The 13,546-nt window shown below is 66.1% G+C and carries 12 protein-coding genes; 2 read left to right on the top strand and 10 right to left on the bottom strand.

Going from position 1 to position 13,546, the window contains the following annotated elements; translation table 11 throughout:
- Positions 1 to 36 precede the first annotated feature (36 nt).
- The 4 genes from C6P61_RS03005 to dusB form a co-directional block, all read right to left on the bottom strand.
- Positions 37 to 1,380, bottom strand: a complete 1,344-nt coding sequence (locus tag C6P61_RS03005; RefSeq protein ID WP_105728445.1) for a flavin-containing monooxygenase — start codon at positions 1,378 to 1,380, stop codon at positions 37 to 39.
- Between the two features lie 353 nt (positions 1,381 to 1,733).
- Positions 1,734 to 3,329 (bottom strand): bifunctional phosphoribosylaminoimidazolecarboxamide formyltransferase/IMP cyclohydrolase, encoded by a 1,596-nt coding sequence (purH, locus tag C6P61_RS03000; RefSeq protein WP_105728444.1) that lies wholly within the window; start codon positions 3,327 to 3,329, stop codon positions 1,734 to 1,736.
- A 46-nt stretch (positions 3,330 to 3,375) separates the two neighbouring features.
- A complete protein-coding gene (locus C6P61_RS02995; protein WP_105728443.1) occupies positions 3,376 to 3,618 on the bottom strand; it encodes a helix-turn-helix domain-containing protein in 243 nt (80 codons plus the stop codon).
- Positions 3,615 to 4,625 carry a tRNA dihydrouridine synthase DusB gene (dusB, locus tag C6P61_RS02990; RefSeq protein ID WP_105728442.1) on the bottom strand — a complete coding sequence of 337 codons (1,011 nt, stop codon included), beginning with the start codon at positions 4,623 to 4,625 and terminating at the stop codon, positions 3,615 to 3,617. Before dusB ends, C6P61_RS02995 begins: the two co-directional genes overlap by 4 nt.
- Before the next feature lie 165 nt (positions 4,626 to 4,790).
- On the opposite strand from dusB, the gene C6P61_RS02985 reads away from it, so the two are divergent.
- Positions 4,791 to 5,297, top strand: coding sequence for a YqaA family protein (locus C6P61_RS02985; RefSeq protein WP_105728441.1), 507 nt, complete (start codon positions 4,791 to 4,793; stop codon positions 5,295 to 5,297).
- 54 nt (positions 5,298 to 5,351) lie between these two features.
- On the opposite strand, the gene C6P61_RS02980 is transcribed toward C6P61_RS02985, so the two are convergent.
- The 4 genes from C6P61_RS02980 to ettA form a co-directional block, all read right to left on the bottom strand.
- Complete coding sequence (locus C6P61_RS02980; RefSeq protein ID WP_170067312.1) at positions 5,352 to 5,690, bottom strand: Hpt domain-containing protein; 339 nt, start codon at positions 5,688 to 5,690, stop codon at positions 5,352 to 5,354.
- 8 nt (positions 5,691 to 5,698) lie between these two features.
- Positions 5,699 to 6,415 (bottom strand): response regulator, encoded by a 717-nt coding sequence (locus C6P61_RS02975; RefSeq protein ID WP_105728439.1) that lies wholly within the window; start codon positions 6,413 to 6,415, stop codon positions 5,699 to 5,701.
- A gap of 182 nt (positions 6,416 to 6,597) precedes the next feature.
- Positions 6,598 to 7,161, bottom strand: coding sequence for a DUF1415 domain-containing protein (locus C6P61_RS02970; protein WP_105728488.1), 564 nt, complete (start codon positions 7,159 to 7,161; stop codon positions 6,598 to 6,600).
- Positions 7,162 to 7,252: 91 nt separating this feature from the next.
- A complete protein-coding gene (gene ettA / locus C6P61_RS02965) occupies positions 7,253 to 8,917 on the bottom strand; it encodes an energy-dependent translational throttle protein EttA (protein ID WP_105728438.1) in 1,665 nt (554 codons plus the stop codon).
- 268 nt (positions 8,918 to 9,185) lie between these two features.
- Between ettA and C6P61_RS02960 the strand changes: the two genes are divergently transcribed.
- Positions 9,186 to 10,976, top strand: a complete 1,791-nt coding sequence (locus tag C6P61_RS02960) for a DEAD/DEAH box helicase (RefSeq protein ID WP_105728437.1) — start codon at positions 9,186 to 9,188, stop codon at positions 10,974 to 10,976.
- 137 nt (positions 10,977 to 11,113) lie between these two features.
- On the opposite strand, the gene mepK is transcribed toward C6P61_RS02960, so the two are convergent.
- Complete coding sequence (mepK, locus tag C6P61_RS02955; RefSeq protein ID WP_105728436.1) at positions 11,114 to 11,662, bottom strand: peptidoglycan L,D-endopeptidase MepK; 549 nt, start codon at positions 11,660 to 11,662, stop codon at positions 11,114 to 11,116.
- A 10-nt stretch (positions 11,663 to 11,672) separates the two neighbouring features.
- Positions 11,673 to 13,403 carry a L,D-transpeptidase family protein gene (locus tag C6P61_RS02950; RefSeq protein WP_105728435.1) on the bottom strand — a complete coding sequence of 577 codons (1,731 nt, stop codon included), beginning with the start codon at positions 13,401 to 13,403 and terminating at the stop codon, positions 11,673 to 11,675.
- Positions 13,404 to 13,546 lie beyond the last annotated feature (143 nt).

The following is a 13,546-nucleotide window of genomic DNA, read 5'->3' as shown; positions in this document are numbered from 1 at the left end:
TGGCGCCCCGGGCCTTTTGGCATCAGCGCGACCTGATCAGGGTTGCGCGAGGTAGTTTTCCAGCGAATCGTCCAGTGCATCCTGCCACGGCGTGTGGTGCGGCGTCGCCATGGTACCGGTCATCAGCGAGGGATAGCACTTGTTGCGGTAGCCCATGATGTCCTCGTACTTGTCCTTCTTCCATTCCAGGAAGGTCTTGTTGACCGCGGCAATGTCGAAGCTCGGGTAGTCGGTGGCGTCGATCAGCTGGCCGATGTACTTGCCCTGGAATTCGAACATCTGCTGCGCATCCTCGAGCGCCAGTTCCTCCTCGCGCCACGCCAGGTTCTCCGCGTGCATGGCTTCTCGCGCGGGCAGCGGGATGCGGCCAAGGATGACGTCGCGCGCGTACCAGGCCTGGGCGTCGAACATGTTGAAGCTGTACCACTGGTCCTGCATGCCCAGGTAGACCAACTGCGGGTTGTCTTCCCAGAACACGCCCTTGTACAGGTTCAGCGGCCACAGCCGGTTGCTGGTCTTCAGGCGCAGCGCTTCCGGCAGGAAGGGGAAGTGGTGCTTGTAACCGGTGCACAGGATGATGGCGTCGATATGCTTGCTGCTGCCATCGGCGAAATGCGCGGTGTTGCCCTCGACCTGCAGCAGTTGCGGCTTCTCTTCCCAGTTGGCTGGCCACTTGTAGCCCATCGGGCTGCTGCGGTAGCAGCTGGTGATCGAGCGCGCGCCGTACTTCCAGCATTGCGAACCGACGTCCTCGGCCGAGTAGCTGGCGCCGACCACCAGCACGTCCTTGTCCTTGAATTCCAGCGCGTCACGGAAGTCATGCGCGTGCAGCACACGGCCGCCAAAGGACTCGAAGCCAGGGAAATAAGGCACGTTCGGTGTCGAGAAATGCCCGCTGGCCACCACCACCCAGTCGAACTGTTCCGAGTAGGTCTGGTCCTGATCGTAGCTGTGCACGGTGACGGTGAACTTGCGGCTGGTCTCGTCAAAGCTCACATCCCGTGCCGCGGTGTTGAAGCGGATGTGCTTGCGCACGCCAGCCTTCTCGACCCGGCCCTTGATGTAGTCCCACAGCACTTCACGCGGCGGGTAGGAAGCCATCGGCCGGCCGAAATGCTCGTCGAAGGTGTAGTCGGCGAACTCCAGGCATTCCTTCGGACCGTTCGACCAGAGGTAACGGTACATGCTGCCATGCACCGGCTCGCCGTGCTCGTCCAGGCCGGTGCGCCAGGTGTAGTTCCACATGCCCCCCCAGTCCGACTGCTTTTCAAAACAGACCAGCTCCGGAATCTCGGCTCCCTGGGCTTGGGCGGACTGGAACGCCCGCAGCTGCGCCAGGCCGCTGGGGCCCGCGCCAATGATGGCAACACGCTTCTTCATGCAAGTACTCCTATTGATGACATGGTTAAACACAGTGAAACTTTGATTCCCCATATGAAGCATAAGACATGCCAGCAGGAGCGGGCCGCCAGGACGGGCAAAGCACAGGAAACGCGGCTGTCCTGCGCCAAAAAGGTGAGTGCAAGCGCGCCGTGCAGCGCGATGGCGGTGCATGAAGCGGGAATGGGTGCTGTCGCATCCAGCGTGACGGTGTGGCGCCGTGGACCGCCTGGCCTGTGCTGGCCCCCACAAGAAAAAACCCCTCACTGCCGAAGCAGGAGGGGTTTGAACAGGGCTCAACTCAGCCCGATCGCGAAGCTGGCAACCGCTTGGCGGAGCCGCTCAGGCGCAGATCAGTGACGGAAGTGGCGCACGCCCGTGAACACCATTGCCACGCCGCGCTCGTTGGCCGCGTCGATCACTTCCTGGTCGCGCATCGAGCCGCCCGGCTGGATCACGCAGGTCGCGCCGGCGTCCACCACCACGTCCAGGCCATCGCGGAACGGGAAGAAAGCGTCGCTGGCGACCGCCGTGCCCTGCAGCGTCAGCTTGGCGTGCTCGGCCTTGATGCTGGCGATGCGAGCCGAATCCAGGCGGCTCATCTGGCCGGCGCCGACGCCCATGGTCATGCCGTCCTTGCAGAACACGATCGCGTTCGACTTGACGTACTTGGCCACCTTCCAGGCGAACAGCAGGTCTTCCATCTGTTGTGCGGTCGGCTGCAGGGTGGTCACGACCTTGAGGTCGGCCAGCGTCAGGTCGTGGTTGTCGGCGCTCTGCAGCAGCAGGCCCGAGCCGATGCGCTTGATGTCGACCGCATTGCGGCCCTGCTCGAAGTCGCTGACGCCGCCGGCGGGCAGCGTGATCTTCATCAGGCGCACATTGGTCTTGGGCTTGAAGACCGCCAGCGCCTCGGGCGTGAAGTCGGTCGCGATCAGCACTTCGACGAACTGCTTGACCACTTCCTGGGCCGCCACGCCGTCGAGCGGACGGTTGAAGGCGATGATGCCGCCAAAGGCGCTGGTCGGGTCGGTCTGGAAGGCCTTGCTGTAGGCCTCATGGGCGTCCTTGCCGACGGCCACGCCGCAGGGGTTGGCATGCTTGACGATCACGCAGGCCGGCACGTCGAAGCTCTTGACGCATTCCCAGGCCGCATCGGCGTCGGCGATGTTGTTGTACGACAGTTCCTTGCCCTGCAGCTGCACGCCGGTGACCAGCGAGCCGGCGGCCGGGTTCATGTCGCGGTAGTAGGCCGCGCTCTGGTGCGGGTTCTCGCCATAGCGCAGGTCCTGCAGCTTGACGTAGTTGGCATTGCTCTGGCCCGGGAAGGCCAGGCGCGGCGGCTCGGCCTCGTCGCCCGGCACGCCGGCGCTCAGGTCGACCGAGGACAGGTAGTTGCTGATCGCGGCGTCGTAGTTGCTGATGCGGTTGAAGGCAGCGACCGACAGCTTGAAGCGGGTCTGGGTGCTGATGGCGCCGGCCTTGAGCTCGGCCACGACTTCGGCGTACTGGCCGGCGTCGGTCAGGACCGCGACATCCTTCCAGTTCTTGGCGGCAGAGCGCACCATGGCCGGGCCACCGATGTCGATGTTCTCGATCGCGTCGGCCAGCGTGCAGCCAGGCTTGGCGACGGTGGCTTCGAACGGATAGAGGTTGACCACCAGGATGTCGATGGTGCCGATGTTGTGCGCTTTCAGCGCCGCCATGTGCTCGGGGAAGTCGCGGCGTGCCAGCAGGCCGCCATGCACCATCGGGTGCAGGGTCTTGACGCGGCCGTCGAGCATCTCGGGGAAGCCGGTCACCTCGGCGACCTCGGTCACGGGCAGGCCGTTGTCGGCCAGCAGCTTGGCCGTGCCGCCGGTCGAGATCAGCTGCACGCCCAGGGCGTTGAGTTCGCGCGCGAGTTCGAGCACGCCGGTTTTGTCGGAGACGGAAAGGAGAGCTTTCATGGCTTTTCCAGAGTGAATAAACGGTGGGGCGCGGACGGCTGCGGGCTCAGGCGATCAGGCCGTGCTCGAGCAGCTTCTTGCGCAGGGTGTTGCGGTTCAGGCCCAGCCAGACCGCGGCACGCGACTGGTTGAACTGGGCGCGCGCCATCACGACTTCGAGCATCGGCTTTTCGACCGCACGCATCAGCATGTCGTGCAGGTTGGCCGGCTCGGTGCCGTCAAGGTCGGCGAAATAGGTTTCAACGTTCTCGCGCACGCAGTCTTGCAGGGATTGCTTTTCGGTGCTCATGCAGCCAGTTTCCAGGGTTCAAAGGGGGTGGCGTCGAAGAACTCGCGCACGCAGTCGAGCTGCGCCGCGCAATCCTCGATCGCGTTGATACGGGTGCGAAACCGCTCCACGGCCAGCGGGTCGACCGGCAGCGCGCGCGCATACCAGCCCAGGTGCTTGCGCGCGCTGCGCACGCCGGTGTATTCGCCGTAGAGCTCGTAATGCTCCTGCAGATGCTCAAGCATCAGCGCGCGCAGCTCGGACGCGGTCGGCGGCGCCAGCTGGGTGCCGGTGGCCAGGAAATGTCCGATCTCGCGAAACAGCCAGGGCCGGCCCTGGGCGGCGCGGCCGATCATGACCGCGTCGCAGCCGGTGCGGCTCAGCACCTCGCGCGCCTTTTCCGGGCTGTCGATGTCGCCATTGGCCACCACCGGGATGCGCACGCTGGCCTTGATCGCGGCCACCGTGTCGTGCTCGGCAACGCCCTTGTAGCCCTGCTCGCGGGTGCGGCCATGCACGGTCAGCATCTGCACGCCGGCGCGCTCGGCCGCCAGCGCCAGCGCCGGCGCGTTCCTGACCGACTGGCACCAGCCGGTGCGCATCTTGAGCGTGACCGGCACGCCATGCGGCTCGCAGGCGGCGACCACGGCCTCGACGATCTGCAGTGCCAGCGCCTCGTCCTGCATCAGCGCCGAGCCGGCCCATTTGTTGCAGACCTTCTTGGCCGGGCAACCCATGTTGATGTCGATGATCTGGGCGCCGCGCTCGAGGTTGTAGCGCGCCGCGTCGGCCATCATCTCGGCATCGGTGCCGGCGATCTGGACCGCGATCGGACCCGGCTCGCCACGATGGTCGGCACGGCGCGAGGTCTTCAGGCTGTCGCGCAGGTCGGGACGCGAGGTCACCATCTCGCTGACCGCATAGCCGGCGCCGAGCTGCTTGCACAGACGGCGGAACGGCCGGTCCGTCACCCCCGCCATGGGGGCAACGAACAGCTGGTTCGAAAGCTCATAGGGACCGATGCGCATGCGGACAGGGACTTCGGGAGATGAAAATAAAAACCCGCCGGACGACGCGAGTGAGCGCCGGACAGCGGATGCTTAAAAAGAAGGCATCTATTGTAGCCGCTAGCGGGCGCCGGGGGCAAACCGGAGCGATCGATTGCCGTCACGACCGCCCCCTATACTGTGCCGATGGAAGCCTGGATCACGACGCTGCTGCAGACGCTGAGCCTGCCCGAGTATGGGCTCGGCACGGCCTTCGTGGTGGCTTTTGTCTCGGCCACGCTGCTGCCGCTGGGCTCGGAACCGGTGGTGTTCGGCTTGGTCAAGCTCAACCCCGAACTGTTCTGGCCCGCGATCGGCGTCGCCACGCTCGGCAACACCCTGGGCGGCATGGTCAGCTGGGCCATGGGCTGGGGGGCGCATGCGCTGATCGACCGCGAACGCGGCCATCCGACCCACCTGAGGGCGGTGGACTGGCTCGAACGCTTCGGCCCCAAGGCCTGCCTGCTGGCCTGGCTGCCAGTCGTCGGCGACCCGCTGTGCCTGGTCGCGGGCTGGCTCAAGTTCCCGCCGCTGGCCTGCGCCTGCTACATGGCGATCGGCAAGTTCCTGCGCTACCTGATGCTGACCTGGGGCCTGCTCTGGGCCTCGCAAGGCATGCAGCTGCCGGGCTGGCTGCTCAAGGCAGCTGGCTAAGCCTGCTAAGGCAGCCAGCCAACAAGGGCCGGCCAGGCCGTGGCCGTTGGGAGTTCAGACCAGGCTGAAAGCCGCGATCAGACGGGCGCTGAGCTCGCGCCAGCCGGCGACCGCTTCATCCCAGGGGGCTTGCTGGGCGGCCAGCTCCACCGTCTTGGCGAAGGCCGACAGATCGGCATGGCCCAGCGTCAACAGCACGCCCTTGAGCGTGTGCGCGGCGCGACGCAAGGCCTGGACATCGCCAGCCTGTACCGCCGCATCGCCTTCGCGCAAGTCGGCAGGGAACTGCTGCACCGCGGAGGCGAGAAAGACGCGGTAGAACTCGGCATCGCCATCGAAGTAGACGGCAATGGCCTCCTGCTCGTGCGCGGGGAGCTGATCGATCGCTGCCATGGGCTGGCTCATTCGGCTTCGGCGGCTTCTACATCAGCCGCGAGCGCTTCATCAGCGCCCTCATCGGCAGACACCGCAGGCGCAAACAGATGGCCCAGCGCCTTGTCGATCAGCGCCGGCAGCTCGCTGACCAGCTTGGGCTTGTGCACCACGTCGGCCCCCTGCAGCGCGAAGGCATAGGGCGCGCGCTGGTCCTCGTCGAGCGAGGTCAGCACGATCAGCTTGCAGTTGCCAAACAGCGCGTGGCGGCGCAGACCCGTGATCATGGTCGCGCCATCGATGCCCGGCAGCAGGATGTCGACGATGATCAGGTCCGGCTGCAGGTGGCCGAAGGAAACCAGACCGGAAATGCCATCGTTGGCCACATGCAGATCAACCGCCGGAAACTTCTGCTTGACCAGCATCGTGACCAGATTCTGGAAATGCGAGGAGTCCTCGATCAGCAGCACGCGCGGCACATGCACGATGGCGCGGCGACGGCCCGGGCCACGGATCTCGCCGGTGTGTCCAGTGAAGCTGGCCACGCCAGTGACACCGGCGCGGCTGCCCTGGATCCAGCGTTCGAGCGACTCGCGCGTGATGCGACGGTGGCCGCCCGGGGTCTTCCAGGCTTGCAGGTCGCCGCGATCAACCATCAGCTGAACGGATCGCACCGCCATGCCCAGGATCTTGGCCACCTCCAGCGTGGTGTAGTAGTTGGACGAGGACATCTCGGTGTTGGACATGGTGGAGCTCGCAAATCGACAGGACAAGACTCAGCTAGGTGAGCACTACAGGAAGCTTATTTAGCTATTTTATTAAATATTCCTGCAGCTACAAGAAAATACGTCCCCAAATGACTAATTGAAGCGCATTTTTTCACCAGGACTGTGCAAAGCCAGGCCGCTGGCAGCGCGTGAGCCCCGGATCATTGCCCCGAGAGCAGGCGCTTCCAGCCCTCGAGCCCGAGCGCGCGCACGGTCTTGAGGTTGCGCTCGACGATGTCCTCGGCACTGTCGCCCGACTCGACGGCGCGGTCGATACTGTCCTCGCGCAACAGGTGCAGCGTGGCGTAGGGGGCGCGGTTGGTCAGGTTGTCGGCGTCATCGAGCTCGGTGTCCTCGAACTGGAACGCCGGGTGGAACGGCGCGACCTGGATGATGCCCTCGAGCTCATGCTCTTCGAGCACCTCGTCGACCACGTTGAGGAAATCGTTGAAGACGAAGAAGTCGGGGAACAGCGTCGGGTGCACCAGCAGCGTGGTGTCGACCTGCTCGGCCGGCGTGGTCTTGAGCAGCTCGAGCTCGCGGTCGAGGTCATCGAGCAAGGCGTCGATGTTGCGCGCGTGGCTGACCACGATGCGGACCTGGTCCTTGACATAGACCGACTTGGCGAACGGACAGAGGTTCAGGCCGATGACGGCCTGCTCGATCCAGCGCCGCATGTCGGCTTGCACCTGCTCGTCGCTCGGGGCCTGGGGAATGGTGGACATGGAATAGCTTTCGTGACGATGCCGCCGCACCCGGGCCTGATCGGGCCCTGGCGCGGCGGCATCCATTCATGGAACCGGGATCGGTGGCAGATTACTTCAGGGCCTTGAAGCGCACGCGCTTCGGACGCGCACCCTCTTCGCCCAGACGCTTCTTCTTGTCGGCTTCATATTCGGTGAAGTTGCCGTCGAAGAACTTCCACTGCGAGTCGCCCTCGCAAGCCAGGATATGGGTACAGATGCGGTCGAGGAACCAGCGATCGTGCGAGATCACCATGGCCGAGCCGGCGAACTCGAGCAGCGCCTCTTCGAGCGCGCGCAGGGTTTCGACGTCGAGGTCGTTCGACGGTTCGTCGAGCATCAGCACGTTGCCACCCTGGGCCAGGGTCTTGGCCAGGTGCAGACGGCCGCGCTCACCACCCGACAGGTTGCCGACCAGCTTTTGCTGGTCATTGCCCTTGAAGTTGAAGCGACCGATGTAGGCACGGCTCGGCATCACGAACTTGCCGACCACGATGTTGTCGAGGCCGCCCGAGACATCTTCCCAGACCGTCTTGCTGGCGTCCAGACTCTCGCGGCTCTGGTCGACGAAGGCCAGCTTGGCGGTCTGACCGATCACGACCTGGCCGGCATCCGGCGTCTCGACGCCCTGGATCATGCGGAACAAGGTCGACTTGCCGGCGCCGTTGGGGCCGATGATGCCGACGATGGCGCCCGGCGGCACCGAGAAGCTCAGGTTGTCGATCAGCAGACGCTCGCCGAAGGACTTGCTGACGTTGTTGAACTCGATGACCTGGTTGCCCAGGCGCTCGGCGACCGGGATGAAGATCTCGTTGGTCTCGTTGCGCTTCTGGTAGTCGACGTCCGACAGTTCCTCGAAGCGGGCCAGACGCGCCTTGCTCTTGGCCTGGCGACCCTTGGCGTTGCTGCGCACCCACTTGAGTTCTTCCTTCATCGCCTTGGTGCGGGCGTCCTCGGTGCGCTGCTCGGTCTCCAGGCGGCTTTCCTTCTGGTCCAGCCAGTCGGAGTAGTTGCCCTTGTACGGGATGCCCTGGCCACGGTCGAGTTCGAGAATCCACTCGGCGGCGTTGTCGAGGAAGTAGCGGTCGTGGGTGATCGCGACCACGGTGCCGGGGAAGCGGCTCAGGAACTGCTCGAGCCACTCGACCGATTCGGCGTCCAAGTGGTTGGTCGGTTCGTCGAGCAGCAGCATGTCGGGCTTGGACAGCAGCAGGCGGCACAGCGCGACGCGGCGCTTCTCGCCACCCGACAGGTTCTTGATCAGCGCGTCCCAGGGCGGCAGGTTCAGGGCGTCGGCGGCCAGCTCGAGCTGCAGGTCGGTGTTCTCGGAGCCGGCAGCGGCGATGATGGCTTCGAGCTCGGCCTGCTCGGCGGCCAGCGCGTCGAAGTCAGCGTCTTCCTCGGCGTAGGCGGCGTAGACCTCCTCCAGACGGGCCTTGGCTTTCAGCGAACCGCCGATGCCCTCTTCCACCGCCTGGCGCACGGTCTGCTCGGGGTCGATCTGCGGCTCCTGCGGCAGGTAGCCGATCTTGATGCCCGGCATCGCGATGGCTTCGCCCTCGATGTCCTTGTCGATGCCGGCCATGATCTTGAGCAGGGTCGACTTGCCGGAGCCGTTCAGGCCCAGCACGCCGATCTTGGCGCCGGGGAAGAAGCTGATGGAAACGTTCTTCAAGATCTGCCGCTTGGGCGGCACGGTCTTGCTGACACGGTTCATGGAAAAAACGTATTGGGCCATGGAGAAGGTAGTAGGTGATAAATCGGCAAAAACGCAAAGCCACTTGCGTGCAACACCACATTATCCCTTTATGCGACAATGTCAGCGTGTGCACCTGCAGTCAGTGCCACGCCAGCGCCCTGCTGGGGCTTACCGCCCGACCTGTCCGGTCGGCTACGGAGCCCGCCTTCGATTCGCATCAGCCCGCTAGACTGGCCGGTCGCCCGCATCAAACCGGGCGCTGGAATGGCCGATGTCCCAAGCGCAACGGACTTGCGCCCCCAACAACATGACATTTGAAGAACTGAAGCTGGCCCCGGCCATCCTCGAAGCCGTGCGCGAGCAGGGCTACGAACACCCGACCCCGATCCAGGCCGAGGCCATCCCTGCCGTGCTCGCAGGCCACGACCTGCTCGCTGGCGCCCAGACCGGCACCGGCAAGACCGCGGCCTTCACGCTGCCGATGCTGCACCGCCTGCAGGAAAACGCGCCGGAAGCCGTCAAGGGCAAGGCCCGTCCGGTGCGCGCCCTGGTGCTGGCACCGACGCGCGAACTCGCGGCCCAGGTCGAGGAATCGGTCAAGAGCTACGGCAAGCACCTCAAGCTCAAGTCGGCCGTGATCTTCGGCGGCGTCGGCATGAACCCGCAGATCAACGCGCTGCAAAAAGGCGTGGACATCCTGGTCGCGACTCCGGGCCGCCTGCTCGACCTGATCGACCAGGGCCATATCGACCTGTCCCAGGTCGAGATCCTGGTGCTCGACGAAGCCGACCGCATGCTCGACATGGGCTTCATCCATGACGTCAAGAAGGTGCTGAGGCTGGTGCCCAAGAACAAGCAGAGCCTGCTGTTCTCGGCCACTTTCAGCGACGAGATCCGCGAACTGGCCAACGGCCTGCTCAACAGCCCCAAGAGCATCCAGGTCACGCCGCCCAACACCACGGTGCAGCGCATCAAGCAGACCATCCACCCGGTCGGCCGCGGCAAGAAGAAGGCGCTGCTGGCGCACATCATCAACCAGCACAACTGGAGCCAGGTGCTGGTGTTCACGCGCACCAAGTTCGGCGCCAACAATGTCGCCGACTTCCTGAACAAGAACAACATCAGCGCCATGGCGCTGCACGGCAACAAGAGCCAGACCGCGCGCACCCAGGCGCTGGCCGGCTTCAAGACCGGCGAGCTGCGCGCCCTGGTGGCGACCGACATCGCCGCACGCGGCATCGACATCGACGAGCTGCCGCATGTCGTGAACTACGAGATCCCCAACGTCTGCGAAGACTATGTGCACCGCATCGGCCGTACCGGTCGCGCGGGCGCCATGGGCGAAGCGGTCAGCCTGGTGAGCCTGGACGAAGAAGGCTTCATGATGGCGATCGAGAAGTTCACCAAGCAGCAGATCCCGGTCGAGATCTTCGACGAGTTCATGCCGGAGCCGGGCGAGCAGGCCGAGCCGATCGCCATGGGTCGCCAGACCATCTGGGGTGGTGCCGGCAAGCCGCCGAGCCGCGAGGTCATGGCCGCGGCCGCCAAGGCCGCGCGCTCGGAGATGATGGAACGCATCCGCGACAAGAAGAGCCCGGAAAAGGCACCGCGCGCCAGCAAGCCGCGCGCCGCACGCGCCGATGGCGATGTCGGCAGCGACAGCCAGCCGCCGCGCCAGGACGGTCAGCGCCGTCGTGGTCCGGGTGGCCAGGGCGCCGCCGGCGGATTCGGTCAGGGCCAAGGCCAGGGCCAGGGCCAGGGTCAGGGCCGCAACCGTCCGCGCCAGGAAGGTGCCCGTCCGGGTGCACCGCGCGGCGAAGGCCGCAGCGCTGACGCGCGCGGCGAATTCCGTGGCGGCGCCGAAGGCCGTCGTGGCGGTCCGGGCCAGGGCCAGGGCGCTCAAGGCGGCATGGGCGGCGCCGCGCGTCAGCCCGATCCGCTGCGCACCGGCATCGATGCGCTCGGCGAGCGCGGCCGTGGCCGCGGTGGTCGTCCGGGTGGTGGCGCCGGTCGTCCGGGCAATGGCGGCCCGGGCCGCCAGGGTGGTGGTGGCGGTGGCATCGACCCGCTGCGCACCAGCTACGGCCGTATCAAGTAAGCCTTAGCGCCAAGCGATAAGTGAAACGGCGTGGACCTTTTGGGGTCCACGCCGTTTTTTTCATTGGCGGGCGGCATAGGGGCATAAGGGGGTGCAGCCCGCGGGCTACGACGCGCCCACGGCGCCCCAGCATGGATTCACCAGCGACGCACGCGCCCGGTGTCGATGTGGACGAACTGCGACTCCGGGTAGAAGCCGACGCCGCCGGCCTGCAGCGACAGCGCGGCATCGCGCAACTCGGCCAGCGGCACGCCGGGCAGGCGGACGTCGATCGCGCGCCCTTCCATGTGCAGGCTCTTCTTGGCCACGCCACCGCTGCCCTTCTGGCGCAGCCGACCATTGGTCTCGGGACAGCGGTAGCCTGAAATCACCTCGTAGGGCATGCGCGCGCCGAGCAGCGTGCGCACCTGGTGCAGCTGATCAAACAGCAAGGGGTCCATCGAACCGACCTCGCCGGTGTAATGGTCGCGCAGGAAACGGTTGAGCCGGCTCAGCGAGGGATCGAGGTAGTCGCCGCCGACCGCATAGACCAGGTCCAGCCGCTCCTGCGTATGGGTGTGGCGCAGGTCGAGCTGGCGACCGCCAGCGGTACTGGCATGCGCCCAGGCAGGCAATGTTGTGGCGGTGAGCAGGCTGGCGCCCTGGAACAGGAAACGGCGGCGGGCGGGAGTCTGTGGTGGGGTCATGTAGGGCGGCTCATTTGGCACGGCTACGCGACCGCTGCTGCAAGGCTTGCGTCAGCACGCGGTCATGGCCGTAAATGTCGTTGAAAAAGAAGATTTGATCGCCCTTGACCAGAGTAGTTCCGTAGCTCAGCAGCACCGGCACCGGTTCGGCCAGCTTGAGCGTGTTCGACTTGCCCTGCGCCATTGCCGCCTCGATCCGGGCCCGGTCCCAGCCCGGCATGCCCTGCAGCACGAATTCAGCCAGCTCGACCGGTTTCTCGACCCGGATGCAGCCATGGCTGTAGTCGCGCCGCGCGCGCCCGAACAGATCGACCGCGGGCGTGTGGTGCAGATAGATGTTGTCCGCATTCGGGAAGACGAACTTGATGTCGCCCAGCGCGTTGTGCTCGCCGGGGCGCTGGCGAATCCGCATCCTGCCGGCCAGCACGGCATCGAGATGGGCCGACGACAGGCCGCGCTGGACGCTGCCATCAGCGCCGACGAACTCGAAGCCCATGCGATCGAAGTAGCCCGGATCGCGCCTCAGCTTGGGCACGGTCTCGCTGCGGGCAATCGAGGGCGGGATGTTCCAGTACGGGCTGAACTCGATGAAACGCATGTCCTCGTCGAACAGCGGCGTGCGGGTGTCGAGCGCGCGGCCGACCACCACCCGGGACTCGAGCGCGAGCTGAACGCGGCCATCGTCGGCGACCTCGTAGGCGCGCAGCACGAATTCAGGCAGATTGACCACCACCATGCGGCGCGACTGCAGGAAAGGCGTCCAGCGCAGGCGCTCGAGCGCAAGCTCGATCTGGTGCACGCGCGCGGCCGGCTCGATCCCGAGCTGGGTCCAGGTGGTGCTGCCGATCACGCCGTCGGCCTCAAGGCCATGGCGGAGCTGGAAGCGGCGCACCGCCTCGACCAGATCACCCTGGTAGCGCGGCAGCTCGTTCGCCGCCGGAGCCAGCGCGCCTGGCAGCAACGCCGCCGTCTGGACGGTGGGCGCCGCTGCGGCCTGAGCAGATACCGCCGCCGCCGGGGCGAGATCCCCCAGCACCCGCAGCCGCTGCGCCAGCAGATCCAGCCCGGCCCAGGACTGGCCGGGCTCGAGCTTGGCCGAGCGGCTCTTGGGCGCGCGCGGCAAGGGCGGCAGCGGGCTGGCCCAGGCCGGGTGGCCGGCCAGCTGGCGGTAGCGCGCAAGCGCCAGCCGCAGGCGGCCGTAGAGCGGCAGCTGCGGCACGGCCGCGGCCACCGCCGCAGCCGGGTCCTGCCGCTCCAGGGCCAGGCGCAAGGCCTGGGCCGGATCGAAGGGGTCGGATCGAGCCACCTGGAAGTCATGGCGCAAGGAGGCCGGATCGACCCGGCCCCGGTGCAGCTCGGACAGGTAGCGCTCGAAGGCGCGCGTCAGCGCCTGGTCCGCCGCGTCGGCCTCGCGCGGCGACGGGAACGGGCGGGCAAAGACCAGCGCCAGGCCGGCAGCGTCGTAATCCTGCGGCTCCAGGCCATGGCTGGCAGCATCAGCCAACAAGGACAATGCCGCGCGCGCCTGCGGCAGAACCCGGCCGGACTCGTCGAGCCAGAGCCGGCCGTAGCTGACGGTAACGGCTTGCACTGTAGCCGTCGTTTCCAACGCCTGCAGCGGACCGGCCACCGCAGCAGCCAGGGCCGCCAGCAGCAGGCGACGCCTGACGGGGCAATGCTCGTCAGCTGCGCCGGCGGCCGGTACAGCAGCGGACAGGGTTCTGAACTCGGATTCATTCATGTCTGGTGACTCCCGCTTTGCAGTGATTCTCGGACAGTTCACCACAAATTATTCGCCATAAGTTTTCCCTAAGTCTGGCCGCGCAGAATTGCCTACATGGTGACTGGGATGACCCAGCCACTGCCCCCCCAGACACTAGGAGT

Origin of the sequence: Malikia spinosa (assembly GCF_002980625.1) — a bacterium.
GTDB lineage: Bacteria > Pseudomonadota > Gammaproteobacteria > Burkholderiales > Burkholderiaceae_C > Malikia > Malikia spinosa.
This window is presented reverse-complemented; position numbering and strand designations above follow the sequence as displayed.

Coding starts and splice junctions, on each gene's coding strand:
- C6P61_RS02995 (WP_105728443.1), bottom strand. CDS start 3,618: ATGAGCACCGAAAAGCAATCCCTGCAAGACTGCGTGCGCGAGAACGTT.
- C6P61_RS02980 (WP_170067312.1), bottom strand. CDS start 5,690: ATGGCAGCGATCGATCAGCTCCCCGCGCACGAGCAGGAGGCCATTGCC.
- C6P61_RS02960 (WP_105728437.1), top strand. CDS start 9,186: ATGACATTTGAAGAACTGAAGCTGGCCCCGGCCATCCTCGAAGCCGTG.
- purH (WP_105728444.1), bottom strand. CDS start 3,329: ATGAAAGCTCTCCTTTCCGTCTCCGACAAAACCGGCGTGCTCGAACTC.
- C6P61_RS02975 (WP_105728439.1), bottom strand. CDS start 6,415: ATGTCCAACACCGAGATGTCCTCGTCCAACTACTACACCACGCTGGAG.
- mepK (WP_105728436.1), bottom strand. CDS start 11,662: ATGACCCCACCACAGACTCCCGCCCGCCGCCGTTTCCTGTTCCAGGGC.
- ettA (WP_105728438.1), bottom strand. CDS start 8,917: ATGGCCCAATACGTTTTTTCCATGAACCGTGTCAGCAAGACCGTGCCG.
- C6P61_RS02950 (WP_105728435.1), bottom strand. CDS start 13,403: ATGAATGAATCCGAGTTCAGAACCCTGTCCGCTGCTGTACCGGCCGCC.
- C6P61_RS03005 (WP_105728445.1), bottom strand. CDS start 1,380: ATGAAGAAGCGTGTTGCCATCATTGGCGCGGGCCCCAGCGGCCTGGCG.
- C6P61_RS02970 (WP_105728488.1), bottom strand. CDS start 7,161: ATGTCCACCATTCCCCAGGCCCCGAGCGACGAGCAGGTGCAAGCCGAC.
- C6P61_RS02985 (WP_105728441.1), top strand. CDS start 4,791: ATGGAAGCCTGGATCACGACGCTGCTGCAGACGCTGAGCCTGCCCGAG.
- dusB (WP_105728442.1), bottom strand. CDS start 4,625: ATGCGCATCGGTCCCTATGAGCTTTCGAACCAGCTGTTCGTTGCCCCC.